General features: G+C 69.0%; 26 protein-coding genes. 11 read left to right on the top strand and 15 right to left on the bottom strand.

Going from position 1 to position 26651, the window contains the following annotated elements; genetic code table 11:
• The first annotated feature begins 70 nt into the window (after positions 1–70).
• Positions 71–718: a cholesterol catabolism transcriptional regulator KstR gene (gene kstR / locus AB8M46_RS30085; protein WP_038523880.1), complete on the top strand. Its 648-nt coding sequence runs from the start codon at positions 71–73 to the stop codon at positions 716–718.
• A 60-nt stretch (positions 719–778) separates the two neighbouring features.
• Here the strand turns inward: kstR and AB8M46_RS30090 are convergent, their stop codons facing one another.
• From AB8M46_RS30090 to icmF, 3 genes are read right to left on the bottom strand one after another with little or no spacing between them, the layout of a single operon-like run.
• A complete protein-coding gene (locus AB8M46_RS30090) occupies positions 779–1768 on the bottom strand; it encodes a TIGR03557 family F420-dependent LLM class oxidoreductase (RefSeq protein WP_394362395.1) in 990 nt (329 codons plus the stop codon).
• On the bottom strand, positions 1765–2610 hold the full coding sequence (locus AB8M46_RS30095; RefSeq protein ID WP_394362396.1) for an LLM class F420-dependent oxidoreductase: 846 nt from the start codon (positions 2608–2610) through the stop codon (positions 1765–1767). The genes AB8M46_RS30090 and AB8M46_RS30095 overlap by 4 nt, the downstream gene beginning before the upstream one ends.
• 43 nt (positions 2611–2653) lie before the next feature.
• Positions 2654–5890, bottom strand: coding sequence for a fused isobutyryl-CoA mutase/GTPase IcmF (gene icmF, locus AB8M46_RS30100; RefSeq protein ID WP_394362397.1), 3237 nt, complete (start codon positions 5888–5890; stop codon positions 2654–2656).
• A 135-nt stretch (positions 5891–6025) separates the two neighbouring features.
• Between icmF and AB8M46_RS30105 the strand changes: the two genes are divergently transcribed.
• The 3 genes from AB8M46_RS30105 (at position 6026) to AB8M46_RS30115 (ending at position 7712) form a co-directional block, all read left to right on the top strand.
• Positions 6026–6364 carry an ArsR/SmtB family transcription factor gene (locus tag AB8M46_RS30105; RefSeq protein WP_394362398.1) on the top strand — a complete coding sequence of 113 codons (339 nt, stop codon included), beginning with the start codon at positions 6026–6028 and terminating at the stop codon, positions 6362–6364.
• Positions 6357–7010 (top strand): DUF899 domain-containing protein, encoded by a 654-nt coding sequence (locus AB8M46_RS30110; RefSeq protein WP_037343426.1) that lies wholly within the window; start codon positions 6357–6359, stop codon positions 7008–7010. Before AB8M46_RS30105 ends, AB8M46_RS30110 begins: the two co-directional genes overlap by 8 nt.
• A gap of 144 nt (positions 7011–7154) precedes the next feature.
• The gene (locus AB8M46_RS30115) at positions 7155–7712 is read left to right on the top strand and encodes a dihydrofolate reductase family protein (protein WP_394362399.1); all 558 of its coding nucleotides are present in this window, start codon (positions 7155–7157) and stop codon (positions 7710–7712) included.
• A gap of 37 nt (positions 7713–7749) precedes the next feature.
• Here AB8M46_RS30115 and AB8M46_RS30120 read toward each other — a convergent pair whose 3' ends face one another.
• The 4 genes from AB8M46_RS30120 to AB8M46_RS30135 are packed head-to-tail and all read right to left on the bottom strand — an operon-like array spanning position 7750 to position 12967.
• On the bottom strand, positions 7750–8313 hold the full coding sequence (locus tag AB8M46_RS30120; RefSeq protein WP_007033694.1) for an ATP/GTP-binding protein: 564 nt from the start codon (positions 8311–8313) through the stop codon (positions 7750–7752).
• A 28-nt stretch (positions 8314–8341) separates the two neighbouring features.
• Entirely contained in the window at positions 8342–9088 is a 747-nt protein-coding gene (locus tag AB8M46_RS30125; protein ID WP_172843509.1) for a DUF742 domain-containing protein, read from the bottom strand.
• 7 nt (positions 9089–9095) lie between these two features.
• Positions 9096–9548 (bottom strand): roadblock/LC7 domain-containing protein, encoded by a 453-nt coding sequence (locus tag AB8M46_RS30130; protein ID WP_005166055.1) that lies wholly within the window; start codon positions 9546–9548, stop codon positions 9096–9098.
• The gene (locus AB8M46_RS30135; RefSeq protein ID WP_394362435.1) at positions 9545–12967 is read right to left on the bottom strand and encodes a nitrate- and nitrite sensing domain-containing protein; all 3423 of its coding nucleotides are present in this window, start codon (positions 12965–12967) and stop codon (positions 9545–9547) included. The genes AB8M46_RS30130 and AB8M46_RS30135 overlap by 4 nt, the downstream gene beginning before the upstream one ends.
• A 978-nt stretch (positions 12968–13945) precedes the next feature.
• Here AB8M46_RS30135 and AB8M46_RS30140 point away from each other — a divergent pair.
• Both AB8M46_RS30140 and AB8M46_RS30145 read left to right on the top strand, forming a co-directional pair.
• Complete coding sequence (locus tag AB8M46_RS30140; protein WP_037343422.1) at positions 13946–14374, top strand: DUF485 domain-containing protein; 429 nt, start codon at positions 13946–13948, stop codon at positions 14372–14374.
• Positions 14371–15945, top strand: a complete 1575-nt coding sequence (locus AB8M46_RS30145) for a cation acetate symporter (RefSeq protein WP_037343421.1) — start codon at positions 14371–14373, stop codon at positions 15943–15945. The genes AB8M46_RS30140 and AB8M46_RS30145 overlap by 4 nt, the downstream gene beginning before the upstream one ends.
• 60 nt (positions 15946–16005) lie before the next feature.
• Here the strand turns inward: AB8M46_RS30145 and AB8M46_RS30150 are convergent, their stop codons facing one another.
• Positions 16006–16575: a TetR/AcrR family transcriptional regulator gene (locus AB8M46_RS30150; protein ID WP_037343420.1), complete on the bottom strand. Its 570-nt coding sequence runs from the start codon at positions 16573–16575 to the stop codon at positions 16006–16008.
• A 137-nt stretch (positions 16576–16712) separates the two neighbouring features.
• Here AB8M46_RS30150 and AB8M46_RS30155 point away from each other — a divergent pair, with 137 nt between their 5' ends.
• Complete coding sequence (locus tag AB8M46_RS30155) at positions 16713–18134, top strand: MFS transporter (RefSeq protein ID WP_394362400.1); 1422 nt, start codon at positions 16713–16715, stop codon at positions 18132–18134.
• Here AB8M46_RS30155 and AB8M46_RS30160 read toward each other — a convergent pair.
• The 5 genes from AB8M46_RS30160 to AB8M46_RS30180 form a co-directional block, all read right to left on the bottom strand.
• Entirely contained in the window at positions 18131–18484 is a 354-nt protein-coding gene (locus AB8M46_RS30160; protein WP_394362401.1) for a DUF3817 domain-containing protein, read from the bottom strand. The two genes, AB8M46_RS30155 and AB8M46_RS30160, sit on opposite strands and share 4 nt — an antisense overlap.
• A 23-nt stretch (positions 18485–18507) precedes the next feature.
• Positions 18508–18879, bottom strand: a complete 372-nt coding sequence (locus AB8M46_RS30165) for a hypothetical protein (RefSeq protein ID WP_037343419.1) — start codon at positions 18877–18879, stop codon at positions 18508–18510.
• Positions 18880–18972: 93 nt separating this feature from the next.
• Positions 18973–19857 (bottom strand): lytic transglycosylase domain-containing protein, encoded by an 885-nt coding sequence (locus tag AB8M46_RS30170; RefSeq protein WP_394362402.1) that lies wholly within the window; start codon positions 19855–19857, stop codon positions 18973–18975.
• 131 nt (positions 19858–19988) lie between these two features.
• Entirely contained in the window at positions 19989–20471 is a 483-nt protein-coding gene (locus tag AB8M46_RS30175; RefSeq protein ID WP_037343415.1) for a hypothetical protein, read from the bottom strand.
• Positions 20472–20824: 353 nt separating this feature from the next.
• Positions 20825–20980 (bottom strand): hypothetical protein, encoded by a 156-nt coding sequence (locus tag AB8M46_RS30180; RefSeq protein WP_162182762.1) that lies wholly within the window; start codon positions 20978–20980, stop codon positions 20825–20827.
• Positions 20981–21113: 133 nt separating this feature from the next.
• Here AB8M46_RS30180 and AB8M46_RS30185 point away from each other — a divergent pair, with 133 nt between their 5' ends.
• Entirely contained in the window at positions 21114–21899 is a 786-nt protein-coding gene (locus tag AB8M46_RS30185) for a crotonase/enoyl-CoA hydratase family protein (protein WP_394362403.1), read from the top strand.
• Positions 21900–21909: 10 nt separating this feature from the next.
• Entirely contained in the window at positions 21910–22434 is a 525-nt protein-coding gene (locus tag AB8M46_RS30190) for a GNAT family N-acetyltransferase (RefSeq protein ID WP_394362404.1), read from the top strand.
• Positions 22435–22673: 239 nt separating this feature from the next.
• Here the strand turns inward: AB8M46_RS30190 and AB8M46_RS30195 are convergent, their stop codons facing one another.
• Together AB8M46_RS30195 and AB8M46_RS30200 are read right to left on the bottom strand one after the other, a co-directional pair.
• Positions 22674–23822, bottom strand: coding sequence for a CaiB/BaiF CoA-transferase family protein (locus tag AB8M46_RS30195; RefSeq protein WP_037343411.1), 1149 nt, complete (start codon positions 23820–23822; stop codon positions 22674–22676).
• A 29-nt stretch (positions 23823–23851) separates the two neighbouring features.
• Positions 23852–25003: an acyl-CoA dehydrogenase family protein gene (locus AB8M46_RS30200; RefSeq protein WP_394362436.1), complete on the bottom strand. Its 1152-nt coding sequence runs from the start codon at positions 25001–25003 to the stop codon at positions 23852–23854.
• A 104-nt stretch (positions 25004–25107) separates the two neighbouring features.
• Here AB8M46_RS30200 and AB8M46_RS30205 point away from each other — a divergent pair, with 104 nt between their 5' ends.
• Entirely contained in the window at positions 25108–25722 is a 615-nt protein-coding gene (locus AB8M46_RS30205) for a TetR/AcrR family transcriptional regulator (protein WP_037343410.1), read from the top strand.
• Between the two features lie 9 nt (positions 25723–25731).
• Entirely contained in the window at positions 25732–26649 is a 918-nt protein-coding gene (locus tag AB8M46_RS30210) for a hypothetical protein (RefSeq protein ID WP_394362405.1), read from the top strand.
• Positions 26650–26651: the final 2 nt, after the last annotated feature.

The raw sequence follows: 26651 nt of genomic DNA on the forward strand, positions 1-26651 counted from the left end.
GAACAGTTCGTCCGCTTAGGTACGCTACGTGAGGAAAGTGGAACAAGTTCCGACGAAGGGGGACGTGGCGATGCCAGGGAAGGCCAAGGCACCCACGAGCGCGAAGGCGCGAAGCGGCAACGGTCTCTCCGCGCTGGGCGGCGAGGAACTCGGCTCCGCGGCCCAACGCGACCGGCGGCGCCGCATCATCGACGCGACCCTGACGCTCGCCGCGAAGGGCGGGTACGACGCGGTCCAGATGCGGGCGGTCGCCGAGAAGGCGGACGTCGCGCTCGGCACGCTGTACCGCTACTTCCCCTCCAAGATCCATCTGCTGGTTTCCGGGCTGGCCAGGGAATTCGAGCGCGCGCAGGAGAAACTCGACCGCGCCGCCATCCCCGGCGACACCCCGAGCGAGCGGCTGATGTTCGTCCTCGGCCGCAACACCCGGCTGATGCAGCGGGATCCGCATCTGACCGAGGCGATGGTCCGCGCGTTCATGTTCGCCGACACGACCGCGGCCGCCGAGGTCGAGCAGGTCGGGCGGCTGATGGAGAACATGTTCGCCAAGGCCATGGGCATCGAGGACCCGACCGAGGCCGATCGCGACATCTTCCACGTCATCGCCGACGTCTGGATGGCGAACCTGGTCGCCTGGGTGACCCGGCGCGCGTCGGCGGCCGACGTCGCGAACCGGCTGGAGCTGTCGGTGCACCTGCTGCTGGACAAGAACGTCTGAACGCTATGAACGGGACGTTCCTTGCGAAATTTGCAAGGAACGTCCCGTTCATAGCGCGCGTCAGGCGGTCAGCTTGGGCAGCACGTCCCGCCCGAAGGTCTCGATGAACTGATCCTGGTTCCGCCCCACGTTGTGGATGTAGATCCGGTTGAAGCCGGCGTCGACGTACTTCTGCAGCGCCGCGCGGTGCACGTCCGGATCGGACGACACGACCATGCGCCCCTCGAAGTCCTCACGCCGCACCAGTTTCGCCATCTGCGCGAAGTCGAACGGCGAGCGGATGTCGGCCTTCGGGAACTTCATGCCGCCGTTGGGCCACTGGTCGAGCGCGTTGGCCCACGCCGTCTCGTCGTCCTCGGCCCACGACAGGTGCACCTGCAGCAGCTTCGGCATCGAGTCCGGGTCCTTGCCCGCCTTGCGCGCCCCGGTGCCGAAGTTGTCGAGGATCCCCGCCAGCTTCTCGATCGACGCGCCCGGCGTGATCAGCCCGTCCGCGAGCTCACCGGTCTTGCGCGAGGTGTACGGCCCGGCCGACGCGATGTAGATCGGCGGCGGCTCGTCCGGCAGCGTCCACAGCCGGGTGGTGTGCAGCTTGAAGAACTCGCCGCTGTGCTTGACGTCCTTGCCGGTGAACAGCTTCCGGATGATCTCCAGCGCCTCGAACATCCGCCGGACCCGCTCGGGCGCTTCGGGCCAGTAGCCGCCGATGATGTGTTCGTTGAGCGCTTCGCCAGACCCGATACCGAGCCACGTCCGGCCCGGATAGGTCGCCTCCAGCGTCGCCGCGGCCTGCGCGACCATCGACGGGTGCAGCCGGAACGACGGGCACGTCACGCCCGGCCCGAGGTCGCCCGTGGTGTTCTCCGCCAACGACGCGAGCACGCTCCACACGAACGACGCTTCACCCTGTTGAGGGACCCACGGCTGGAAGTGGTCGGCCGCCATCTGGCCGGAGAACCCGTGCTCTTCGGCCAGCGCGGCCAGCCGGATCGACTCGCGCGGGGAGAACTGCTCCAACGCCGCGGCCAAGCCGATTTGAACCTCAGTCACGCCTGCTGCCCCTTTCGAAAGCTCTCGGCGACCTTCGCGAACTGGTCGAGTCGGTCCAGTGTCGCCGCTTCGGGCTCGGTCGGCAGGAAGAGCGTCGCCTCGTCGACGCCGCCCTCGACGAGCCTGCCCAGCGCGTCCTCTTCCGGCGTGGCACCGAAGGCCGAGAACCTGATGTCCTCGCGTCCCTGGTCGGCCAGCCACTGCCGTGCCCGGCGGAGCTCCTCCGGCGGGGTGTGCGCGTGCGGCAGCCAGCCGTCGCCGAACTTGGCGATCCGCTCCATCGCCTTCTGCCCCGCGCCGCCGATGTAGATGGGCGGATGCGGTTTCTGCACCGGCTTCGGCCACGCGAAGATCGGGTCGAAGTCGACGTGCTCGCCGTGGAATTCGGCCTCGTCCTTCGTCCAGATCTCCTTCAGCGCGGCGAGTTGCTCGTCGACGAGCGCGCCGCGGGTGCGCGGATCCGTGCCGTGATTGCGCATTTCCTCCCGGTTCCAGCCGACGCCGACGCCGAAGACGAACCGGCCCCGCGAGACGAGGTCCAGCGAAGCGACCTCCTTCGCCGTGTGGATGACGTCGCGCTGCTGCAGCAACGCGACGCCCGTCCCCAGCTTCAGGGTCGACGTGGCCCCGGCCGCCGCCGTCAGCGCGACGAACGGGTCCAGGGTCCGGTAGTACACGCGCGGCAGTTCGCCGCCGCCCGGGTACGGCGTTTCCCGGCTGACCGGGATATGCGAATGCTCCGCGATGTGGAGCGAGCTGAAGCCGCGCTCTTCGGCTGCCGCGGCGAGGACGTCCGGCCTGATGCCTTCATCGGTGATGAAGGTGGCGATTCCGATCTCCATGTCCAGCAACTACCCGGACACGCGCCGCGATATTCCCGTGCCGCTAGACGTTGCGCCGGTACTGCCCGCCCACTTCGAAGAACGCCTCGGTGATCTGGCCCAGCGAGCACACCCGCGCCGCGTCCATCAGGACACCGAACAGGTTGCCGCCGCGGGTCGCGGCCTCGCGCAGCGTCTTGAGCGCGACCTGCGCCTCGGCGTGATGGCGGCGCTGGAAGTCCTCGAGCCGCTCCAGCTGCGAACGCTTCTCGTCCTCGGTCGCCCGCGCGAGTTCCACCTCGACGTCGTTCTCGCCGCCGTTCGGGTTGCGGAAGGTGTTGACGCCGATGATCGGCAGCGTGCCGTCGTGCTTCTGGCGTTCATACAGGATCGACTCGTCCTGGATCTTGCCGCGCTGGTAGCCGGTCTCCATCGCGCCCAGCACCCCGCCGCGCTCGGAGATCCGGTCGAATTCCAGCAGAACGGCCTCTTCGACCAGGTCGGTCAGCTCGTCGATGATGAACGAGCCCTGCAGCGGGTTCTCGTTCTTCGACAGGCCCCATTCCTTGTTGATGATCATCTGGATGGCCATCGCGCGCCGCACCGAGCTCTCCGACGGCGTGGTGATCGCCTCGTCGAAAGCGTTGGTGTGCAACGAGTTCGCGTTGTCGTAGAGCGCGCACAGCGCCTGCAGCGTGGTGCGGATGTCGTTGAAGCTCATCTCCTGCGCGTGCAGCGACCGGCCGGAGGTCTGCACGTGGTACTTGAGCTTCTGCGAGCGCTCGTTGGCGCCGTAGCGCTCCCGCATCGCGACCGCCCAGATCCGGCGCGCGACCCGGCCCAGCACCGAGTACTCGGCGTCCATGCCGTTGGAGAAGAAGAACGACAGGTTCGGCGCGAAGTCGTCGATGTCCATCCCGCGCGCGAGGTAGCTCTCGACGTAGGTGAAACCGTTCGACAGGGTGAACGCCAGCTGCGAGATCGGGTTCGCCCCGGCCTCGGCGATGTGATACCCGGAGATCGACACCGAGTAGAAGTTCCGGACGCCGTGCTCGATGAACCATTCCTGGATGTCGGCCATCATGCGCAGGCTGAACTCGGTGGAGAAGATGCAGGTGTTCTGCCCCTGGTCCTCCTTGAGGATGTCCGCCTGCACGGTGCCGCGGACGTTGCGCAGCGCCCACTCGCGCAGTTCGGCGGCCTCGGTTTCGGACGGCTCGCGGCCGTGCTCGGCCTTGAACGCCGCCATCCGCTGGTCGATCGCGGTGTTGAGGAAGAACGCGAGGATCGTCGGCGCCGGTCCGTTGATCGTCATCGACACCGAGGTGCTCGGCGAGGTCAGGTCGAAGCCGTCGTAGAGCACCTCCATGTCCTCCAGCGTCGCGATGGAGACGCCCGAGGTGCCGACCTTGCCGTAGATGTCGGGGCGGGTGTGCGGGTCGTGCCCGTACAGCGTCACCGAGTCGAAGGCGGTCGAAAGGCGCTTCGCGTCGGAATCGGCCGAGAGGAGCTTGAACCGCTTATTGGTCCGGAACGGGTCACCCTCGCCCGCGAACATGCGCGCCGGGTCCTCACCCTCGCGCTTGAACGGGAAGACGCCCGCGGTGTAAGGGAAGTATCCGGGCAGGTGCTCGCGGCGCAGGAACGACAGCAGCTCACCGGATTCGGTGTAGCGCGGCAGCGCCACGCGCGGGATCCGGTTGCCGGACAGCGTGTCGCGCCAGAGCTGGGTGTGCAGCTCCTTGTCGCGGATCTTCACGACCAGCTCGTCGGCACGGTAGGACTCGGCCAGCTCCTGGAAGCGCGCCAGGAGATTCGTCGATTCACCGTCCACATCGGACTCAGCGGCGGCGAGCAGGCCGTCGAGCGCGTCGGTGCTCGCGTCGACGGCGGCCAGCGCCTCCTTGGCGGCGGCGAGGTGCTCGCGTTTGCGCAGCGCGGCGACCTGCTGCTCGGTCTTGGCGTGGTAACCGCGGACGGTCTCGGAGATCTCCGCGAGATAGCGCGTCCGGTTCGCCGGGATGATCGTGCTGGCGTCGGTGGAGACCTTGCCTTCGACGTGCGGGAGCACACCGGCCGACACGGTCAGCCCGCGTTCGGCGAGGGTGTCGCGCAAGTGCTGGTAGAGCGCGGTGACGCCGTCGTCGTTGAACTTCGCGGCGCTGGTGCCGTAGACCGGCATGTCCTCGGGCGAGGAGCTGAACGCCTCGCGGTTGCGCACGAGCTGGCGCGCGACGTCGCGACGGGCGTCTTCGGCGCCGCGGCGCTCGAACTTGTTGATCGCCACCGCGTCGGCGAAGTCGAGCATGTCGATCTTCTCCAGCTGCGACGCCGCGCCGAACTCCGGCGTCATGACGTAAAGCGACTGGTCCACGTAGTCGACGATGCCGGCGTCGCCCTGGCCGATGCCGGGCGTCTCGACGATCACCAGATCGAAGCCCGCCGCCTTGCAGGCGAGGATGGACTCGGAAAGCCCGGTGGGGATCTCGCCGCTGGTGGTCCGCGTGGCGAGGGACCGGAAGTAGACCGGGCTGCCGTCGAGGCAGTTCATCCGGATGCGGTCGCCGAGCAGCGCTCCCCCGCCCTTGCGGCGCGACGGGTCGACGGCCAGCACGGCGATGCGGAGCTTGTCCTCCTGGTCCAGCCGGAACCGGCGGATCAGCTCGTCGGTGAGCGACGACTTGCCGGAACCACCCGTCCCGGTGATGCCGAGGACCGGCACGGTCCGCGACTTGGCGGCCTCCGTGATCTTGTCGAGCACGTCCTGCGGCAGCGCCTCGCGTTGAAGCTGCGTGATGACCCGCGACAGCGCCGGGATGTCACCCGAGAGCAGTTTGTCCAGCGAGCCGGGCGACTGCGCCGCGAGATCGGTGTCGCAGGCCTTGATCATCAGGTTGATCATGCCCGGGAGGCCCATCTCGTAGCCGTCTTCCGGCGAGAAGATCCGCGCGACACCCCGCGAGTGCAGCAGGTCGATCTCCTCGCGGACGATGACGCCGCCACCGCCGCCGAACACCTTGATATGCCCCGCGCCGCGCTCGTTGAGCAGCTCGACCAGGTAGCTGAAGTATTCGACGTGCCCGCCCTGGTAGGCGCTGATGGCCACCCCCTGGACGTCCTCGGCGATGGCCGCGGTGGCGACCTCGTCGACCGACCGGTTGTGTCCGAGGTGCACGACCTCCGCGCCCTGCGACTGCAGGATCCGCCGCATGATGTTGATGGACGCGTCGTGCCCGTCGAAGAGGCTCGACGCCGTCACGAAGCGAACGGGGTTCACGGGCCGGTGCAGATCGCTGCTCATCCCTTCAAAATACTAGGACTTCCTACTGTTTTAAACCCATCCACTCGCGTGACGGCGCTCTCACTCGTCCTTGACAGATCAACGCGCACCAGTATATTCAACTCAAGGGTTAAACAACCGATTGATTGAGCAGCGATGACCACTGATCAGCTCAGCGCCACGTTCGCCGCCTTGGCGGACCCCACCCGGCGGGCGATCCTCGCCCGGCTCGCCACCGGCGAGGCCAGCGTCAACGAGCTGGCCGAACCCTTTCCGGTCAGCCTCCAGGCCATCTCGAAACACCTCAAGGTCCTCGAGCGCGCGGGCTTGATCAGCCGGAGCCGGACGGCGCAATGGCGGCCCTGCCGGCTGGAGGCCGCCCCGCTCGCCGACGTCTCCGCTTGGGTCGAGCGGTACCGGCGCTTCTGGGAAGGCGGTTTCGACCGCATGGAAGAACACCTGGCCGAACTTCAGAAAGGCGAACACGATGCCTGAGACCGCCACCCTGCCGCCGATCGTCTCGGCCGGCGAATGGCAGATCGCCCGAGACGCGTTGCTGGCGAAGGAAAAAGAACTCACCCGGGCCGCCGACGCGGTCGCCGCCGAACGGCGACGCCTGCCGATGGTCCGCTTCGACAGCGGATACGAATTCGAAGGCCCCCAGGGCAAGATGACCCTGCTGGACCTCTTCGAGGGCCGACGTCAGCTGATCGTCTACCACTTCATGCTCGCGCCCGGGCAGAAGGCGGGCTGCCCCGGCTGCTCGATGCTCGTGGACAACATCGGCCACCTCGCCCACCTGCACGCCCGCGACACCACGCTGTACGTGGTCGCGCCGGCGTCGCTGCCCGAGATCGAGCGGTACAAGGAGCGCATGGGCTGGACCATGCCCTGGGTCTCGACCCTCGGTTCCTTCAACCCGGACTCCGGTGTCGACGGGGGCTTCGGCGTCAGCGTCTTCCTGCGCGACGGCGACGACGTGTTCCGCACCTACTTCACCACGAACCGTGGCGGGGACCAGCTGATCGGGACACTGCGCTACCTGGACCTGACGCCGCTCGGGCGGCAGGAGGCCTGGGAGGAGGCCGGTCGCGGGACCGACGGCCCCGGGCACTGGTGGAAGCGCCACGACGAGTACTGAGTCGCCCGCATTTAGTCCTCTGAATGCGCCTTCCCGCATTCAGAGGACTAAACGCGGGAAGGTGTGTCGAGAACGCCGCGGCCGCTCCGACCCCTGGGTGTCCGGCGCCCGGAAGACGGGACGCCACACCGAAGGGATCAAGCCATGCGCAAGCTCGTCTACGCGGTCCACACCTCGCTCGACGGCCACATCGAAGGCCCGAAGGGCGAGTTCGACTGGGCCGAGATGGGCTCCGACCTGTCCGGCCACTCCAAGGAACTCACCGGCCGCGCCGACACCCTCGTCTACGGACGGCGCGTCTGGGAGATGATGTCGTCGTACTGGCCGGAGGCCGAGACGATCTCGGACCACCCGCACGACCTGGAGTACGCCCCGATCTGGCGCGAGACGCCGAAGATCGTGTTCTCCCGGACGCTGGACAAGGCCGGCTGGAACACCGAAGTGATCGGCGGCGACCTCACCGAACGGGTCACCGAACTCAAAAGCAGGCCCGGTAAGGATCTCCTGCTGATGGGCGGGGCCGAGCTCGCCACCGCGCTCTCGGACCGCGGCCTGATCGACGAGGCCCACGTCGTCGTGCACCCGGTGGTGCTCGGCGGCGGCAAGCAGGTGTTCGGCGGCGGCGCACGCACGAACCTGCGGCTGACCGGCACCCGGACGATGGACGGGCGCGCGGTCCTGCTGACCTACGAAAAGGCGTGAAACCTGGGCGGCAGCCCCTACGCTGCCGCCGTCAGGATCACCTCGCGTTGCTCGCCCGCAACGCGATCCACTGCCGCATCGCGTACTCGACCAGCGTGATCAGCGTCTGCTTCGTCGACTCCCGCTCCCGCGCGTCACACCGGACGATCGGGATGTTGGGGTCGATCGACAGCGCTTCACGCACGTCGTTGATGTCGTGCTCGAGGATGCCGTCGAAGGTGTTCACCCCGACGATATAGGGCAGGCCCCGGTCCTCGAAGAAGTCGATCGGCGCGAACGAGTCGGCCAGCCGTCGCGTGTCGGCCAGCACCACGGCGCCGATCGCGCCGCGGACGAGGTCGTCCCACATGAACCAGAACCGCTGCTGCCCGGGCGTGCCGAACAGGTAGAGGATCAGGTCCGCGTCCAGGGAGACCCGGCCGAAGTCCATCGCGACCGTGGTGGTCGATTTGTTGGGCGTCTGGTCGAGGTTGTCGATCCCCCGACTGGCGTCCGTCATCATCGCCTCGGTGGTGAGCGGGACGATCTCCGACACCGAACCGACGAAGGTCGTCTTGCCCGCACCGAAGCCACCCGCCACGACGATCTTCGCGGATGTCATGGTCGGGGGCGCGGTTTCCCGCGGTGCCTTAAAGCCGACGGAGTCCACTCAAAACCCTTTCCATCAACACCAGATGTGCCTCGGCGCCGTCATTGCCCGAAATCGTCTTGTGCACGCTGACCAGCCCCGCGTCCGCCGCGTCGCTGATCAGCACGCGTGCCACACCCAGTGGTACGCGCAGGGTAGCCGCGATCTCGGCGACCGAACGCGGGGTGCGGCACTCCTCGATGATCGAGACGCACTCGATCTGGTCCGCGGCCACCGCGGGGAGGCTACCCGCCGCGACATGGTCCTTGGTGGAGATGAGGGTCTCCAGCTCGAGAGCGTAGTTCGCCTTGGTCCGGCCCCCGGTGAGGGCATAGGGACGGACGATCGCCGTCTCTTCGAGCGGCGACGGCGCCTGCTCGAAGACGGCGGGCATGATGAACTCGCCGCTGGGCGGGCCCGGGTCGAAAAGACCACCTGGTCTCGGCCCGACGGCACCTGCGCCGCTGTCGGGTGGAGAGGCAAGTGAGGTCACGCGGTCTCCTTGATCGGTCGGCTGCGGGACTGCCGGTTCCCCGGTGGCGTGTGCCCCGCCCACCTGGGAATCCTCTGACTGCTTGCTCTTCTTGCGCTTCCGACGACCACGACCCGAATCCAAGGTGAAGCCGTTGAGGACGTCGGCGAACGTGCCGTCGTCCCGTGAACCGGCAGCATGGGCAGCCCCCGCGTGCGGAGGCTGGTGTTCACCCGTCCCCGGCGGTTCGCCGAAGGATCCGGATCCGGTGCTCATCGGGACATCATCCCACCGGTTCGCCGATCAGCGACCCACCGGCGCCCTGCAATTGTGCGCGGAGTTCCGGCGTGAGGATCTGGCCGACGCGATCGACGAGCATCGTCATCTCGTAGGCGACCTGTCCGATGTCGCAGTTGGGGGCGGCGAGGATGGCCAGGCAGGAGCCGTCACTGATGGACATCAGCACCATGATGCCGAGTTCCATCTCGACGACGGTCTCGTTGACCGCGCCCGCCTCGAAGCAGCGCGCGGCGCCCTGGGTCAGGCTCACCAGGCCGGACGCGACGGCGGCCAGCTGATCGGCGCGGTCCAGCGGGAGCCTGCTGGACGCGGTGAGCAGGAGGCCGTCCGCCGACACGACCACGGCGTGCGCCACTCCGGGTACCCGCTCGGCGAAGTCGTTCACCAGCCACCCGAACTGGTTCTGCTGGGGCTGGGCCGGGTTCGGCGAGGTCATTCACCCTCCAGGGTTTCGTGGTTGGCTTCGGTCGCCTGGGCTGTGTGGTGCCGTCCGCGCTGGATGCCCTGCTGGAAACTGCTCAGGCGACCGCGCACGTCGTGCGCGTCTCGCTGTGGTCGGGGGGTGACCGCCCCGGCGGGCGGTCCCGCGCTGCCCGGGAGCAACTGCTCCCCGCGACGGCGCCTGGGTAATCCTGCCGAAGTCATCCGAGAGGGCACGGACTGGGACACCGCTTGGGCGGCTTTCCAGCCCTCGTCGGAGCCGAAGTTCCAGGCGTCCGTCCGCTCGGTGGCGGCGACCGGCTCCGGTTCCGGGGTCGCTGCCTGCGGTTTCCTGCTCGGCAACGCGGCGGGCGGGGCCGCCGGGCGCTCGGCCGTCTCCGGTGCCTTCGCGGCCTCGGGTGCCTTCGACGTTTCAGCTGCCTTCGACGGCTCGGGGGCCTTCGCGGGCTCGGGCTTCGTGTCCGGCTGGGCGGTCGCCGTCTCGGCGGCGGCCGGCGCGGCCTTGTCCGCCGCTTCCTTGCGGCCTCGTTTGACACCCTGCTGGAAGCTGCTCAGCCTGCCGCGCACGTTCGCCGGGTCGCGGACCGGCAGCTCCGCTTTGGCGGCGGGTTCGGCGGCCGGGACCGACGACGCCGCGCTGCCGGGCAGAAGCTGTTCGCCCTTGCGGCGACGCGGCAACCCGGCCTGGGTGAACGTCGACGGGGCGTTCTGGGAGACCTCCTGCACCGTGCGGAAGGCCTTGTCGCTGGCGAAATCCCAGTTGCGGGCTTCCTGCTCGGCGGTGGAAGCGGCCTCGGCCGCTTTCTCCGCTTCGGGCTCCTTCGCCCCCGGCTTCTCCTTCTTGGCCGCGGGTTCCGCCGCGGGCTTTTCCGGAGCGGGCGCGGGCGAACGGAACCACGCCGAGAGCATCTCGTCGAAGATCGGCGTCGTCTCCGATTTGGGCGCCGCGGTCGGCGCCGCCGGTGCGGCGGGCGCCGGGGTGGCCGCCTGGTTCCACCACTCGCTCAGCGTCGTGTTGTTCTTGGCCTCGAACAGTTCCTTGCCGCTGGGCAGATCGCCGTCGGCCGTGGCGGGCTTGTCCGCCTCCTTGGCGACCGGTTCGGGCTCGGGCTCGGCGGCGGGTTCCGGTTCGGGACGGCGGGGCTCCGGCGCGGGCGGGGTCGTCTCGTCCCTGGGGATCGGGCTGAACAGCGCCGTCCCCGAGATCTCCAGATCGGACGGCGGCCGCGCCTCCTGGGGGTGGCTGTGCCCGTTCACCCCGGATTTGGTGTGTCCGGCCAGATCGCCCGTCGACGGCCACCGCTCGCCGCCCTGCGACGGGACGCTCGGCATCGCCGGGCGCGAACCGTTCGCGGGCCGCTGGCGGCGGGGCAGGCCGCCCGGCTGCTGCGGCGGCAACGGCGCGAGCCGCTGGGTGATCGGGCCGGTGGCGGGGCCGGGGTCTCCCCCGGGCGGGACCATCACCAGGTCGGCCGGGACCGAGACGGTGGCGCGCACGCCGACGATGTCCTTGCCGCCGTGCAGCGAGACCCCGATGCGGTGCCTGCTGGCCAGCCGTCCGACGACGAACAGGCCCATCCGGCGCGAAGTGGTGAGGTCGACGTTGGGGGCTTCGGTGAGCCGGGCGTTGGCCTCGGCGACCTCGGCCTCGTTCATGCCGATGCCCTTGTCGAGGATGTCGATGCCGAACGAGCCGTCTTCGACGAGCCTGGTCGCGACGGTCACCTGGGTCTCCGGCGCGGAGAACGCCGTGGCGTTGTCCAGGAGTTCGGCGATCAGGCGCATCAGGTCGTTGGCCGCGTACCCGACCAGCCGCACCGGCGGCGGGTTCTGCACGGTGACCCGTTGGTACTGCTCGATCTCGGACACCGCCGCGCGTACGACGTCGGTCGCGGAGACGGGCTGACCGGACCGCCTGCCCGGCTCGGCGCCGGAGAGGACCATCAGGTTCTCGTTGTTGCGGCGCATCCGGGTGGCGAGGTGGTCCAGCTGGAACAGCGTGGCCAGCTGGTCGGCGTCCTCTTCGTCGCGCTCCAGCCGCTCGATCAGCTGCAGCTGCCGCTGCACGAGGCTCTGGCTCCGGCGGGAGAGGTTGACGAACACGTTGCTGTAGCCGGTGCGCATCGAGGCCTGCTCGGTGGCCAGGCGCAGCGCCTGGTGGTGCACCTTGTCGAAGGCCCTGGCGACCTCGCCGATCTCGTCGTCGCTGCCGACCGGGACCGGCCGCACGTCGGTGCCCTGCGAACGGCCCTCCTGGATGTTGCGGACCGCGTCGGGCAGCTGCTTCTCCGCGACGTCGAGTGCGCTGGCGCGCAACACCTTCAGCGAACGCAGCAGCTGGCGGGTGATGAGGAAGACGACGGCGACGGCGAGCACCATCGCGCCGAACAGCAGGACCGCGAGCAGGCCCGCGCCGCTGCTGGCGTCGTCGACCAGTTCGGCCGACACCGCGCTCGTCTCGGCGCCGAATTTGTTCGCGACCTCGCCGACCTTGCCGATCACCGCGGTCGACGCGTCGGTCCAGCCCTGCGCGGACAACGTGCGGAACGCTTGCGCCGACGGGGTTCCCTGCTCGCCGAGCGCCGTTTTCGCCAGCCTGTCCCGGTTTTCCATCGCCTGGTCGGTGACGGCGGCGCCGAATTCCTGGCGTTGCCGTTCCGACGCGGCGGCGCGGAAGTCGGTGAGCCGGTCGGTCAGCCGGAGTTCGGCGGTGCGCAGCTGGTCGAGCTCGCTCGGCGCGAGGCCCGACCGCGCGATGCCGAAGGAGACCAGCGCCTGACTCAGTGACAGCTGTTCCTTCATCACGGCGAGGTCGTGCAGTGCCGTCGGGGTGCCGCCGAGGTCGTCCTGGCTGGCGCCGGCCGCCAGCGCGGTGTCGAGGGCGAGCAGCGCGGTGGTCACCTCGGTGTACTCGCCGATCGCCTGGACGGGGTCGAGCTGTCCGGAGGACGCCCGCTGCCGGATGTCGGGCAGCCGGTCGAGCTGGGCGGCCGCGGCTTCGCGCGCCTGACGGAGCGACGGCTCGTTCTCCACCGCGCGGGACGCGGCTGCACCGTAGAGCGGGATGGCGGTGTCGACGTCGGCGCGGGCCGAGCCGAGCTCCAGGGTCCCGCCGACGGTGCCGGCGGTCAGCCCGGCGGCGGACTGGGTGCGTTCGCGGCCGAGGCCGTCGGTGAGGGTGCGGATGTGCCCGCTCAGCGCGACGAGGCGGTCGAGCCGCTGGTAGCCGTCGGAACGGCCGACCTGGCCGGCGATGGTGGCGATGCCCAGTGCCAGCGCGATGAGGATCGGCACCAGCGTCACGGCCGACAGCTTCACCGGCAGGCTCCAGTCCCGCCAGCGCACGAGCGTGCGCCAGCCGGTGGCCCACCGAGATGGCCGGGGAGTGCGTCCCAGCAGCTCCCCGACCGGCACTTGGCCTTCTCCTGCAACGGTCACGTAGGTGACTCCCTGTCCGGCGTCCTGGCACGGTCTGAGGCGTCCGTTCCCGCGAGGTACCTGCCTGCGGGGAACTCGACCCCGGCCTGACCACGTGATCGATCGCGGCGTGAAGGACCTCGTCCGTCGTTCCCCGCGCTCCCAGTGTCCCCAGGAACACCGGTCCGCGCCGGGAGGTCTTGCACCTGCACGTGCAGGTCGCAACCTGCGAAGTGCATGGTCGTCGAGATCAACTTTTCTTTGCCAATCGATCACTGCGGGTCGGCCGGGCCAAAGAATCGTACACCAATCCGGGTGCCGTCAATTCCGTTCAGTACACGGGTGCTGACCAGCGAAAAGTGTGCTTCCGAACGATCCAAGCGGCCCGAAAACCGCCCGTGCGTCACAAACGAGGGAATTCCGGTTACGGGTTGCGCGGATGCACAGGGTGTCCTAATCACCCGATCAGCCTACGTACGGTAGCCACGTAGCCCGGTCGAACTACTTTCCGTGCCCCCAACGGGTGGGTCAAGCTCAAATATGTGCCCGATGTTGTGGCCTTGCCGCCCAAGCCGGTTCGATGTCGCCCGACATGGTGATTTCTTTCGAGACACCCGGTGAAGCGGGGGATCTTCCCCGGTCCGGGATGGCGGGCACGGTATCGAAACCCGGCGGCCCCGGGTAGCGAAACTACGATCTGTCACCAAATTGAGGGACAGAGCGTGGTCGTCGTCCGTCGTTTGCCGCAGTGGGCCGTTCGGGCGACGACCGCGCGTGACAACTCCGCTCACTATGACGAGTGATAAAGCCGGTTCATTCCGGCCGAAACGATTTTCCGAAACACTAATACGAGGTAAAACCGAATACCGGCTCACGCCTTCGCGGAACCGGGGTCGCCTATTCAGAGCGGGTGAAGCCGTAGTTAGTATGTGCGCTCCCCGTACCGCGCCACGGATGCAAGCCCCGGAGGAACCCATGCCCGACGTCGCGCGTCCCTACGCGGCGAGCAACGCCCTGGAGGACACCGGGCAGATGCCCGCGCTGTTCGTCCGCGAGCGCCAGCGCCAGTCCGCTCCCCCGCCGCCGCGCCCGGCGGGCCCGGACTTCGACCGGATCCAGCACGGCAAGGAGTTCGTCGCGCTGCGCAAGACCTTCCGGCGGTTCGTGTTCCCGATGAGCGTGCTGTTCTTCACCTGGTACATGACGTTCGTGCTGCTGGCGGCCTACGCCCACGACTTCATGAGCCGGAAGGTGTGGGGCGAGGTGAACGTCGGCATCCTGCTCGGGCTCGGCCAGTTCGCCAGCACGATCCTGATCACGATCGCCTACCTGAAGTTCGCGAACAAGCGGCTCGACCCCAAGGTCGAGGCGCTGCGGGCCTCCGTCGGAGCGGGTGAGCGATGAGCATCCCCGACAACAACCCGGTGCTGAACATCGCGGTCTTCGCGCTGTTCGTCGCGATCACCCTGTACGTGGTGTACCGCGTCAGCACGCGCAACTCCTCCACTTCGGACTACTACGCGGCGGGCAGCGCCTTCACCGGACGCCAGAACGGCATCGCCCTGTCGGGTGACTTCCTTTCGGCGGCGTCGTTCCTCGGAATCGCCGGGGCGATCGCGATCCACGGCTACGACGGCTTCCTGTACTCGATCGGGTTCCTCGTCGCGTGGATGGTCGACCTGCTGCTGATCGCGGAACTGCTGCGCAACACCGGCCGCTTCACCATGGGCGACGTGCTGAGCTTCCGGATGAAGCAGCGCCCGGTCCGCGCCGCGGCCGCGACGTCGACCCTGGTGATCTCCTTCTTCTACATGCTCGCGCAGATGGCGGGTGCCGGTGGCCTGGTGGCGCTGCTGCTGGACATCCACGGCGGTATCGGCCAGGCGCTCGTGATCGGCGTCGTCGGCGTGATCATGGTGCTGTACGTGCTGGTCGGCGGGATGAAGGGCACCACGTGGGTGCAGATCATCAAGGCGACCATCCTGCTGCTGACCGGCGCGCTGATCACCGTGTTCCTGTTCGGCAAGTTCGGGTTCAGCTTCTCGAACCTGCTCGCGGCCGCCGCCGACAACAGCCCGCTCGGCGACGAACTGCTGGAGCCGGGCGGTTCCTACGGCAAGAGCGAGGTCACGAAGCTCGACTTCGTCTCGCTGGCACTGGCGCTGGTCCTGGGCGCCGCCGCGCTCCCGCACGTGCTGATGCGCTTCTACACGGTGCCGAACTCGCGCGAGGCGCGGCGCTCGGTGGTGTGGGCGACCGCGTGCATGACGATCTTCTACCTCTGCACACTGGTCATCGGCTTCGGCGCGGCCGCGCTGGTCGGGCCGGAGGCGATCAAGAGCGCACCCGGCGGGGAGAACTCGGCGGCGCCGCTGCTCGCGCTGAACATCGGCGGCACCCTCCTGCTCGGCATCGTCTCGGCGGTGGCCTTCGCGACCATCCTCGCCGTCGTCGCCGGCCTGACGATCACCGCTTCGGCGTCCTTCGCGCACGACGTGTACGCCAACATCTTCAAGCGCGGCAAGGCGGAACCGGCCGCGGAGGTCCGCGTCGCGCGGCTGACCGCGGTCGCCGTCGGGGCGCTCGCGATCATCGGCGGCATCCTGGCGAACGGGCAGAACATCGCGTTCCTGGTGGCGCTGGCGTTCGCCGTCGCGGCGTCGGCGAACCTGTCGACGCTGCTGTACTCGCTGTTCTGGAAACGCTTCAACACCACCGGAACCCTGTGGGGCATCTACGGCGGGCTGATCGCCAGCCTGGTGCTCGTGTTCTTCTCGCCGGTGATGTCCGGGGCCGCGGACTCGATCATCTCCAGCGTCGACTTCCACTGGTTCCCGTTGAAGAACCCGGGTCTGGTGTCGATCCCGTTCTCGTTCCTGTGCGGGTTCGTGGGCACCTTCGTCGGCCGGTCGAAGGCCGATCCGGTCAAGCACGCGGAGATGGAGGTGCGGTCCCTCACCGGGATCGGCTCCTGACGCGCGGCTCAAGTGTCATGAAAGGGCCGTTCAGGACATCTTTCGTCCTGAACGGCCCTTTCATGACACCCGGAGGCCGTCCAGCACGATCGTGAGAAGCCGCTTCGTGTCCTCCTCCGAAGCCTTGCTCGCCGCCGAGCCCAGTCCGTGCCCGAGCCGCAGGATGTCGACACCGGCGACGTCCGCCCGCAGCACTCCCTCGTCCTGCGCCGCCTTCACGATCGTGTCGGCCGCGGCCCGCAACCGCGCCTGACACCAGCCGAAGACCTCGGAGCCGGCGTCGACCGACGCCTTGAGCGTCATCGCGAGGCCGTGCTTTTCGACCACGTAGATGACGTGCGTGGCCAGCCACGTCTCGAGCGCCTTCCCCGGTGGCAATTCGTCGAGCAGGTCGTACGCCTGCTGCGCCAGCCCGTCGATCTCGTCGCGGTAGACGGCCTCGATCAGCTTGTCGCGCGTCGGGAAGTGCCGGTACAGCGTGCCCGCGCCGACCCCGGCGCGTTTGGCGATGTCGTCGGCGGGGACGTCCACGCCGTCGGCGGTGAACGCCTCCTTCGCCACGGCCACGATGCGCTCGTAGTTGCGCCGCGCGTCCGCACGCATGGGGCGGGCCGGATCGGCCGTGACCATCTGCACCTCCTCGGGCGACGAAAACGGAGACGTTCTCCGAATTCACTTGCGTAAGCGGAGAGCCTCTCCATATCATCGCTCACGACCTCAAGTGGAGAGTCTCTCCGCTTCATCTCGTTACGTCTTTGGAGTATTCCTTGACCGAACGAACCCTGCGTGCCGAGCCTAGGCCGGAGACGGCCGGGTCCCCACCGACTCCACACCGGCTGGTCCTCCCGATCATCCTGACCTGCCAGCTCATGCTCATCCTCGACGCGACGGTGATGAACGTCGCGCTCCCCCGCATCCAGTCCGAACTGGGCTTCACCGACACCGGCCTGTCCTGGGTGATGACGGCGTACAGCCTGGTCTTCGGCGGCCTGCTGCTGCTCGGCGGCCGGGCGGGCGACCTGTTCGGCCGTCGCCGGACCTTCGTCGCCGGCGCGGCCGTGTTCACCGCCGCCTCCCTGCTCGGCGGCCTCGCCGGCTCGGCGGAACTGCTGATCGCCGCCCGGGTCGCGCAGGGTGTCGGCGCCGCGCTCGCCGGGCCGAGCACGCTGGCGCTGATCACCAGCACGTTCACCGAAGCCAAGGCACGGGTACGCGCGCTGGCGTTGTTCTCGGCGATGTCCAGCAGCGGTTTCGCGATCGGCCTGCTGCTCGGCGGGCTGCTGACCGAATGGATCTCGTGGCGGGCGGCGCTGTACATCAACGTCCCGTTCGGGCTCGCGATCGTCCTGCTCACCTCGCGGTACGTGGCCGATCCGCCCCGGCGGCGCGCCCGGCTGGACCTTCCCGGCGCGTTCACCGGCACCCTCGGTGTCGGCTCGCTCGTCTTCGCCTTCACCCACGCCGCTTCGCACGGCTGGGGCGACACGATCACCCTCGGCAGCCTCGCCGCCGGGCTGGCCTTGCTGGCCGCCTTCGTCACCATCGAAACCAGGGTGAGCGAGCCGTTGATCCCGTTGCGGCTGTTCGCCGAACGCGACCGTGCCGCGGCCTACGTCAACTTCTTCCTCGGGCCGATGGCGATGATGTCGATGTTCTTCTTCCTGACCCAGTTCCTGCAGGACATCGCGGGTTTCGCCGCGTTGGAGACCGGCTTCGCCTTCCTGCCGATGGCGGTCTGCATGTTCCTGATGAGCAGGCTGATCCCGAAGCTGCTCCCGCGGTTCGGGCCGAAACCGCTCGCGCTCGCCGGGACCGCGCTGATGACCGGCGGGGTCGTCTGGCTGACCACGCTCGCCACGGACAGCGGCTACTTCTCACATCTGCTGGGGCCGATGCTGCTGATGGGCGTCGGCGCAGGGCTGGCGTTCTCCCCGCTCAGCGTGATCATCATGGCGACCGTGCCCACCGACGACGCGGGTGCCGCCGGCGGCGCATTGCAGACGTTGCAGCAGGTCGGGGCGACCTTGGGACTGGCGATCCTGATCACCGTGTTCGGCGCGGTGACCCGCACCCCGTCCGGAAGCCCGGCCGAGACCACCGTCGACGGGATGACCTCGGCCTTCACCGGCGCCGCCGTGGTGACGGCGTTGTCCTTCCTGGTGGCGCTGACCTTCCGGCGCCGGGCTTAGAGCTTCGCGCCCGCCTGGACCTTGTGCGTGACCTTGCGCTCCATCACGAACGAGAAGAACGGGACGCAGCCGGCGATCAGCACGAGCAGGGTGCCCTTCATCGACCAGCGGGCCTTGATCGCGAGGTCGACCGCGAGCAGCAGGTAGATCAGGTAGAGCCCGCCGTGGACCATGGGGATCATCTTCACGAACTGGGGAAGTTCCACGCGGAAGACGTACTGCAGCAGCATCTCGACGACCAGCCCGAGAAGGGCCACACCGGTGGCGTACGCCGCGACGCGGAACCGGATCAGCGGTCCGCCCAGCGAGACCGGGCGGGCCGGGGCGGCGTCGTCAGTTCGGGTGGTCATAGGGTCTCGAACCTCTCTGGGGACTACTTGTCGCGGGCGTTGAGTTCGCGCAGGTACCTGTTGTACGCGGCGAGCTCGTCGTCCTCGGGGGGCGGCGGCACCGGGGCACGCCGCTGCCGGGGCGCGGGCACCTCGGGCACGGCGGTCTCGGCCACCGTCTCCTGGGCGTCGGCCTCGGCGGCACGGCGGCGGAGCTTGCGGATCCGCCAGAACATGAACGCGGGGAACAGCCCGAACAGCGGCCACTGCAGGACGTAGCCGAGGTTCTGGAACGTCCCGCTGGCCGAGGAGAACCGCTCCCACTGCCACCAGGCGAGCCCGCAGCACAGCGCCAGGCTCACCAGGCAGACGACGGCGATGCCGAGGCGGCGCAGGAGGACGGGCGAAGCGGACACACATCGACGCTAGCACTGGCTGCGCGGCGAATCGTCGCCGACCTGGGCGTTCGGGACCTTGGTCCCGGCTGCTCTTAGGCGTCCCGCGGCGGGTTACGAGGCGGCGGCCACGGACTTCGCGTAGCCGTCCGCCAGCCCGAAGACCTTCTGCGCGTACTCGGTCGAGTTGTTGTACGACAGGATCCCCTGCCACCAGCCCGAGGCGGCCGACATGTCGCGGTTGTTCACGCACAGGTAGCGCGCCGCCGCCAGCGTCGCGTCGTCGATCTGCTGCGGGTCGCCGACGCCGTCGCGGTTGCCGTCGGCGGCGTACCGGCGCCAGGTGCTGGGGATGAACTGCATGGGGCCGACCGCGCGGTCGACGGCCGCGTCGCCGTCGAACTGGCCGCCGTCGGTGTCGCCGATCGCCTTCACCCCGGGCGACCCGTCGAGCGGGACGCCGATGATGGGCTTCGACGGCCGCCCGTCCTGGCCGAGGACGGCGCCACCGTACTGGCCGTGGTTCGACTCGATCCGGCCGATACCCGCCAGGGTCGCCCACGAGATCTTGCAATTGGGCTGCATCTGGCGCATCGCCAGTTCGGCGTTGCCGTAGGCGAGCAGCGCCCTGGCCGGGATACCGGTGGCCTGCGCGGCCCGCTCGGTCCAGGCGGCCAGCGGGTCCTTGCCCGGTTTCGGCTGCGCCTGCTGCGGCGAGGTCTGCTGGGCGGCACCACCCGCGAGGGTGGCGTTGACCGGGGCGACCGAACCGGGTTTGACGTCCGCCGCCTTGACCTGCAACGCGGGGATCTCCATCGTCGTGGGGCTCGCGACCGGGGCGGACGCCTTGGTCACCAGCCAGATCCCGCCCCCGGCGAGGCCGAGCACGGCCAGCACGATCACCAGCCTGCCGAACACGGCGGCGCCCACCCCGCGGCGTGGCGGAGCGGGCGTGGCCGGGTCGTCGACGAGCTCGTCGTTTTCCGGGGTGGTGCGCACGAAGCGAGTCCTCCAGCGTGGGCGGCGATCACGACCGATGCTCGAACAACGAGCCCGCGCAGGTTAGCGTTACGCGGTAGCCGAGATCGCCCTTGCCACGCCGGTTCACCCGCGCGTGCGAGAAGTTCTCATCAGGCGGACTTCTGCTGCCTCGCCAGCCGCGCGACGCACCAGGCCGGGGCGCTGCCGCGGCGAAGGTGCTGCAAAACGGTCATCGGGCCGAGACGGCGGCTCAGGTCGGACGGGGCGAGCCCGGCCGCGCGGTAGTCGAGCGCACGCTGGTCGAGCGGGCTGATCCCGGCGTCCCACCAGGCTTCGGCCTCGGCGACGCCGCCCACCATCTGCCACCAGCCGGCGGCCGCGACGAGCAGGTCCTGCGGGACCTCCGGGAGACGGCGGCTCATGGCGTCGAGGTAGCCGGGGTCGGCGGCCTCGACCGGTGCCCAGCGCGCCTGGCCGGACTGCTGACGCTGGCCGGGGATTCCGGGAGCCTGCCTGGGCACGTCGGCCAGCCACGCCGACGCGATGCGGTCGGCCTCCTGCTCCTCGGGGGTCTGCTCACGCTCGGCCGCCCACTGCCGGATCAACGCATCGACTCCGGGATCTCCGGTCATCCCTGCCTCCTCATGATTCCCCGACTGACAAGTCCTGACTTACTTGCCCGGCTGGAAGTTCCCGCTGCCCTGGGGCTTGCACCTGCGGAAACTCCTCGCCCAGGAGGCCGGCTCCGGCGCCTGGAGGACCAACCGATCACGCAATGTGAGCACCGTAGGGGCGCGGAGGTCTTTTCCGCCAGAGCTTCCAGGGCACGAATTCGTCGACCAGCGGGTTTTCGGGGCCAATCCACCCGGATGGTCGAGTCGTCCGACCGAAATCCGAGACGGGTGACCCTGAGTGATAACCGCAGGTGGCTGCGCACGGTGATCACCGGCGTCGCCGAGGACACCGGTGATCACGGGGACGAGGGTCAGGAGAAGAGGCTCCGGACGAAGGTCACGATGGCTTCGGCACCGGACCGGAGCCAGCCGAGCGCGGTGTGGACGGCATCGGCGGATTGCGTCGGCCTGCTGATCAGAAAGAAGAGCACGAGCGCGACGACGGCGATCACAACGAATTTCTTCAAGCCGGGCGACATGGCTCCATCCCATCACACCGTAGTGTCCAGACGATGACTCCGCGCGCACTGCGGACTTTGTCACCACTTTAAGGAGAATCGGGCCCCGTTGCCCACCCGTATCCGCCTGAGGGAGCGATCGATGAGCGAAAACGTTCTCGTCCACCGGGAAGGTCCGGTGACGACGATCACGCTGAACCGCCCCGCGTCCCGCAACGCGGTGGACGGGCCGACCGCGGCCGCGCTCGCGGACGCGTTCCGCGCGTTCGACACGGACGAGGAAGCCGCGGTCGCCGTCCTCACCGGTTCGGGTGACGCCTTCTGCGCGGGAGCCGATCTGAAGGCCGTCGGCACCGACCGCACCAACTCCCTCAGCCCGGCGGGTGACGGGCCGATGGGCCCGACGCGGATGTCCCTGTCGAAACCGGTGATCGCCGCGGTCCGCGGGCACGCCGTCGCGGGCGGGCTGGAGCTGGCGCTGTGGTGCGACCTGCGGGTCGCCGACACCACGGCCGTCTTCGGCGTCTTCTGCCGCCGCTGGGGCGTGCCGCTCATCGATGGAGGCACGGTGCGCCTCCCCCGCCTGATCGGCCACTCGCGGGCGATGGACCTGATCCTCACCGGCAGGCCGGTCGACGCCGACGAGGCGCTCGCCATCGGACTTGCGAACCGGGTCGTGCCGGACGGCGAGGCCTTGGCCGCCGCGCAAGCGCTCGCACGCGAACTGGCCGCGTTCCCCCAGGCGTGTCTGCGCGCGGATCGCAAGTCCGCGTACGGCCAGTACGGACTCACCGAAGACGAGGCGATGCGAGCCGAGTTCTCAAACGCGCTGATCGGCGGAGGGCTCGCCGAAGAGGCTGTCGCGGGCGCCAGCCGGTTCAGTGACGGCGCGGGGCGTCACGGCAGTTTCGAGAGCGATCCGTCCTAGGGTCTGTCGGATGACAGAAACCGGAGTCGCGCTCAGACCGGTATCCGAAGAAGACCTGCCGATGCTCGAAGCGCTCACGAACGACCCACGGGCCGCGGGCCCGTTCGAGTGGCACGGCTGGCACGACCCGCATTTCCTGCGCCGCCGCTGGTCCGAGACCGGCATGCTCGCGGCGGACAACGGGATGCTGATGATCGACCTCGACGGGCAGCGGCTCGGGTTCGTCTCGTGGCACAAGACCAGGACCGGCTCGACGTCGTACTGCTGGAACGCCGGGCTCGTGCTCATCCCCGAGGCACGCGGCCACGGCTACGGCACCGAGGCCCAGCGGCAGCTGGTCCGCTACCTCTTCGCGCACACGCAGATGAACCGGGTCGAAGCGTCCACGGAGGTCGACAACGTCGCCGAGCAGCGCTCCCTGGTGAAGGCGGGCTTCACCAGGGAGGGCGTGCTGCGCGGCTACGGGTTCCGGGACGGGGCCTGGCGCGACCACGTCCTCTATTCGGTGCTGCGCTCGGATCTCGACGCGGGCTGAAAGCGTCCTTCACCGCATGAGACCCGCGGGTGCCCGGCTGGCGATTTCGCGTGATTGACCGGACGACACGCGTGATTGGACGGACGACACACGTGCTCAGGTGGACGGCACACGGCGAGACCTCGGCCGTTCGCGTGTCGTCCGTCTGGTCACGCGTGTCGTCCGGTCAGTCACGCGTGTCGTCCGCTGGGCCGAAGGCTCCCTGCACCGCATCAGTCGCGGTGAAGGGAGCCTTCAGCTCACGCGATGGTGCCCGCGGCCCGGAGCCGTTCGATCCCGTCGGCGTCCACGCCGAGTTCGGCGAGGACCTCGGCGGTGTCGCCGCCCTTGGGCCGCGGCGGTTCCGGCGTCTCGGCCGGGGTGCGGTCGAACCTCGGCGCGGGCGCCGGCTGCAGCATGCCGCCGACGTCGACGAACGTCTTCCGCGCGACGTTGTGCGGATGCGACGGCGCCTCCTTCGGGGAGAGCACCGCCGTCAGGCACGCGTCGGTGCCCTCGGCCTTCGCCACGAGCTCGTCGCGAGTGTGCTTCGCGACGGCCTCGGCGACGATCTTGCGCAGTTTCGGCCACTCGTTCTTGTCGACGTGGACCGGCGTCTCCTCGGGGTCGAGCCCGAGCACCTTCACCAGATCGCCCCAGAACCGCATCTCGATCGCGCCGATGGCGACGTACTTGCCGTCGGCGGTCTCGTAGGTGTCGTAGAACGGCGCGCCGCCGTCGAGCATGTTCTCGCCGCGCCCGCCGGACCACAGCCCGGAATCCAGCAGGCCGTGCAGGCTGGTGGTCAGCAGCGCCGCACCGTCCACCATGGACGCGTCGACCACCTGTCCCTTGCCCGACGTCTGGCGTTCGAACAGCGCCGCCAGCACGCCCATCGCGAGCAGGAGGCCACCACCGCCGAAGTCACCGACGAGGTTGAGCGGCACCACCGGCCGCTGCCCGGCGTGCCCGATGGGTTCGAGCGCGCCGGAGATGCCGATGTAGTTGATGTCGTGCCCGGCGACGGTCGCCAGCGGGCCGTCCTGGCCGTAGCCGGTCATCCGGCCGTAGACCAGCCGCGGATTGCGGGCGTGGACCTGCTCCGGTCCGATGCCCATCCGCTCGGCGACGCCGGGGCGGAAACCCTCGATGAGCACGTCGGCGTCGTCGGCGAGTTTCAGCACCAGTTCGACGCCCTCGGGGGTCTTGGTGTTGATCCCGATCGACCGCCTGCCGCGGGCGAGCGGATCGTTCGGGAACCCGATGACGTCGTTGCCCGGTGTCGCCCGGTCGATCCGGACGACCTCCGCGCCGAGATCGGCGAGGATCGTGCAGGCGAACGGCGCCGGGGCGAGCCCGGCCAGTTCGACGACCTTGAGCCCGCTCAGCGGGCCGGCCTTCTTCGCCACGTCTTTCCTTCCTACGCCAACGGTTCCGCTCAGAGCGTGCGGGAGATGATTTCCTTCATGATCTCGCTGGTGCCGCCGAAGATCCGGGAGATCCGGATGTCGGCCCACGCGCGCGCGATCGGGTACTCGGTCATGTAGCCGTAGCCGCCGAAGAGCTGCAGGCAGTCGTCGACGACCTTGTTGACCCGTTCGGTGGTCCACAGCTTCGCCATCGCCGCGCCCTGCACGTCGAGTTCCTTGCGCAGATGCCGTTCGATGCACTGGTCGAGGAAGGCGCGGGACACCGCGGCCTCGGTCGCGGCCTCGGCGAGTTTGAACTTGGTGTTCTGGAAGTTGTAGACCGGGCGGCCGAAGGCCTGGCGGTCCTTGGTGTAGGTGATGGTCTGGTCGATCGCGGCCTCCATCCCGGCGACCGCGGTGACGGCGATGATCAGCCGTTCCTGCGGCAGCTGCTGCATGAGCTGGATGAAGCCGAGACCTTCCTGCGCGCCGAGGAGGTTGGCGGCGGGGACGCGGACGTCGTCGAAGTTCAGCTCCGCGGTGTCCTGGCCCTTGAGTCCGATCTTGTCGAGGACGCGGCCGCGGCTGAAGCCCGGCGTGTCGGTCTCGACGGCGATCAGCGAGACGCCCTGCGCGCCCGCGTCCGGGTCGGTCTTCACCGCGACGACGACGAGATCGGCGTGGAAACCGTTGGTGATGAACGTCTTCGCGCCGTTGATCACGTAGTGGTCGCCGTCGCGCACCGCGCGGGTCTTGATGCCCTGCAGGTCCGAACCCGTGCCGGGTTCGGTCATCGCGACCGCGCCGACCATCTCGCCGGAGGCGAATTTCGGCAGCCACGCCTTCTTCTGCTCTTCGTTCGCGTACTCCAGGATGTAGTGCGCGACGATTCCATTGTGGACGGTGACGCCCCAGGCGCTGTCACCGGACCGCGCCTGCTCCTCGTAGAGCACGGCCTCGTGGGCGAACGTGCCGCCGCCACCGCCGTACTCCTCCGGGATGGACAGTGCCAGCAGGCCGACCTCGCCCGCCTTCGTCCACAGCTCGCGGTCGACCTTCTTCTCGGCCGCCCAGCGCTCCTGGTTCGGCGCGAGTTCCTTCTGACAGAAGGTCCGGGCGAGGTCCCGGAGGTCTTCGAGCTCCGTCGTGCTCCACGAACTCTTCTGGATCTGCAAGGGCACGGCCAACGCCTCCTGATCGGACCTGGAAAACATGACGCTTAGGATGTAAGTTCCATTCGGAATGTACATCCGTACCGAGCTGCACGTAAAGGGGGTCGGATCCGGTGAGTGTGCTCGGCAGGACCCACCGCACCCAGGCCGAGCGTCGGGAGCAGACCCGCACCGCACTGCTCGACGCGACCATCGACTGCCTCGTCGACCTCGGCTACGCGCGCACCTCGGTACAGGAGATCTGTGCCCGCGCGGGTGTCTCGAAGGGCGCCGTCCAGCACCACTTCTCCGCGAAGGCCGAACTCATGGCCGCGGCCGTCGAGCATCTGACGGAGAAGTTGCGCGGACGCCTCGCGACGTCGATTTCGGCGCTCCCCGGCGGCGCCTCGGGCGTCGCGGCGGCGATCGACCTGCTGTGGGAGGGCTACTCGGGCACGCTGTCCACGGCCGCCACGGAACTGTGGGTCGCGGCGCGCACCGATCCCGAACTCCGCGAGGCGATCCGGCCGGTCGACCGGGCGCTGGGCCGCTCGACTTTGGAGCACGTCACCGCGGTCGCCGGTGATCTTCCGAAGGAGCGCGCGGAGATCCTCTTCTGGCTGACCGTGAACCTCACCCGAGGGCTGGCGCTGGACGCCGAACTCGGCGGCGATCCCCAGCGGCGCCGTCAATTGCTCGACGAGTGGAAGCGCGTCGCGGTCATGTTGTACGAGGACACTTCACCGTAGGCTTCGCCCATGGGGAGACCGAGGGTGTTCGCCGTGCTGTCCGCCGCCGTCCTGATGTTCACCGGGTGCGCGGCCGCACCGGAACCTTTGCCTTCAGGCCCTTTGACACTTCACGAAGCGCTCGGCGATCCCACGACCGTGGACTTCTGCGGACTGCTGGACTTCGCCGACATCGAGAAGACCCAGCGGCCGGCGTCGGTCCCGATGCCCAGCATGGGCGCCTGCTCGTTCCAGTCCGGGAGAACCCTGGTCAGTTTCGGTTTCCCGGACGACCGGGCGAACGAACGTCTCACCGGCGCCACCCCGGTCGGCGAGCCCTCGCTTCCCCGCGGCCTGCGCGTGGTCCGCACGGACCTCCAAGGGCAGCCCGTCCTCCACTTGCTCTTCGCCGACGACACCTCCTTGCGCATCGGCACGTTCTTCGAATCCCGTGAAGGCGCCGGACCCGACGCACTCGCCGTGGCGACGAAAACCGCCGAAACCGCCGCCAGGGCCCTCGCCGCGGGCAAACGGGCGAAACATTTCGAGTACCGCGGCGATTCCCTGGCACGGCTGACCGCCTGCACCGCCTTGTGGTCCGATGCCGAGGTCTCCGCCCGGCTGGGCGCCGCCGTCACCGGGAACGGCGACCTGTCCCGGCACTCCTGCCGCTGGGGCGAGGAGGACGCGGAACGGCTCGTGCGACTGGAGTTCGGCCTCGGCCCGCGCCCGAAGGCCGCGGCGGGCGTCCGCGAGGAAACGGTGGGCGGGCACAGGTCTTTGGTGCAGGAGGCGGGCGACGGCTGCACGATTCTGACCGGCCACATCGGCGGCCCGGACGCGAGCCGGGATCAGGTCGAGCACGCCGTTCTCGCCGTGCGGGCGCCGGACGCGTGCGGCGTCGCCAGGGCGCTGGCGGCCACGGCTTGGCCGAAACTCCCCTCGTAGCA

The organism is Amycolatopsis sp. SB7-3 (assembly GCF_041021335.1).
In the GTDB taxonomy this organism is placed as follows: Bacteria; Actinomycetota; Actinomycetes; order Mycobacteriales; family Pseudonocardiaceae; genus Amycolatopsis; species Amycolatopsis japonica.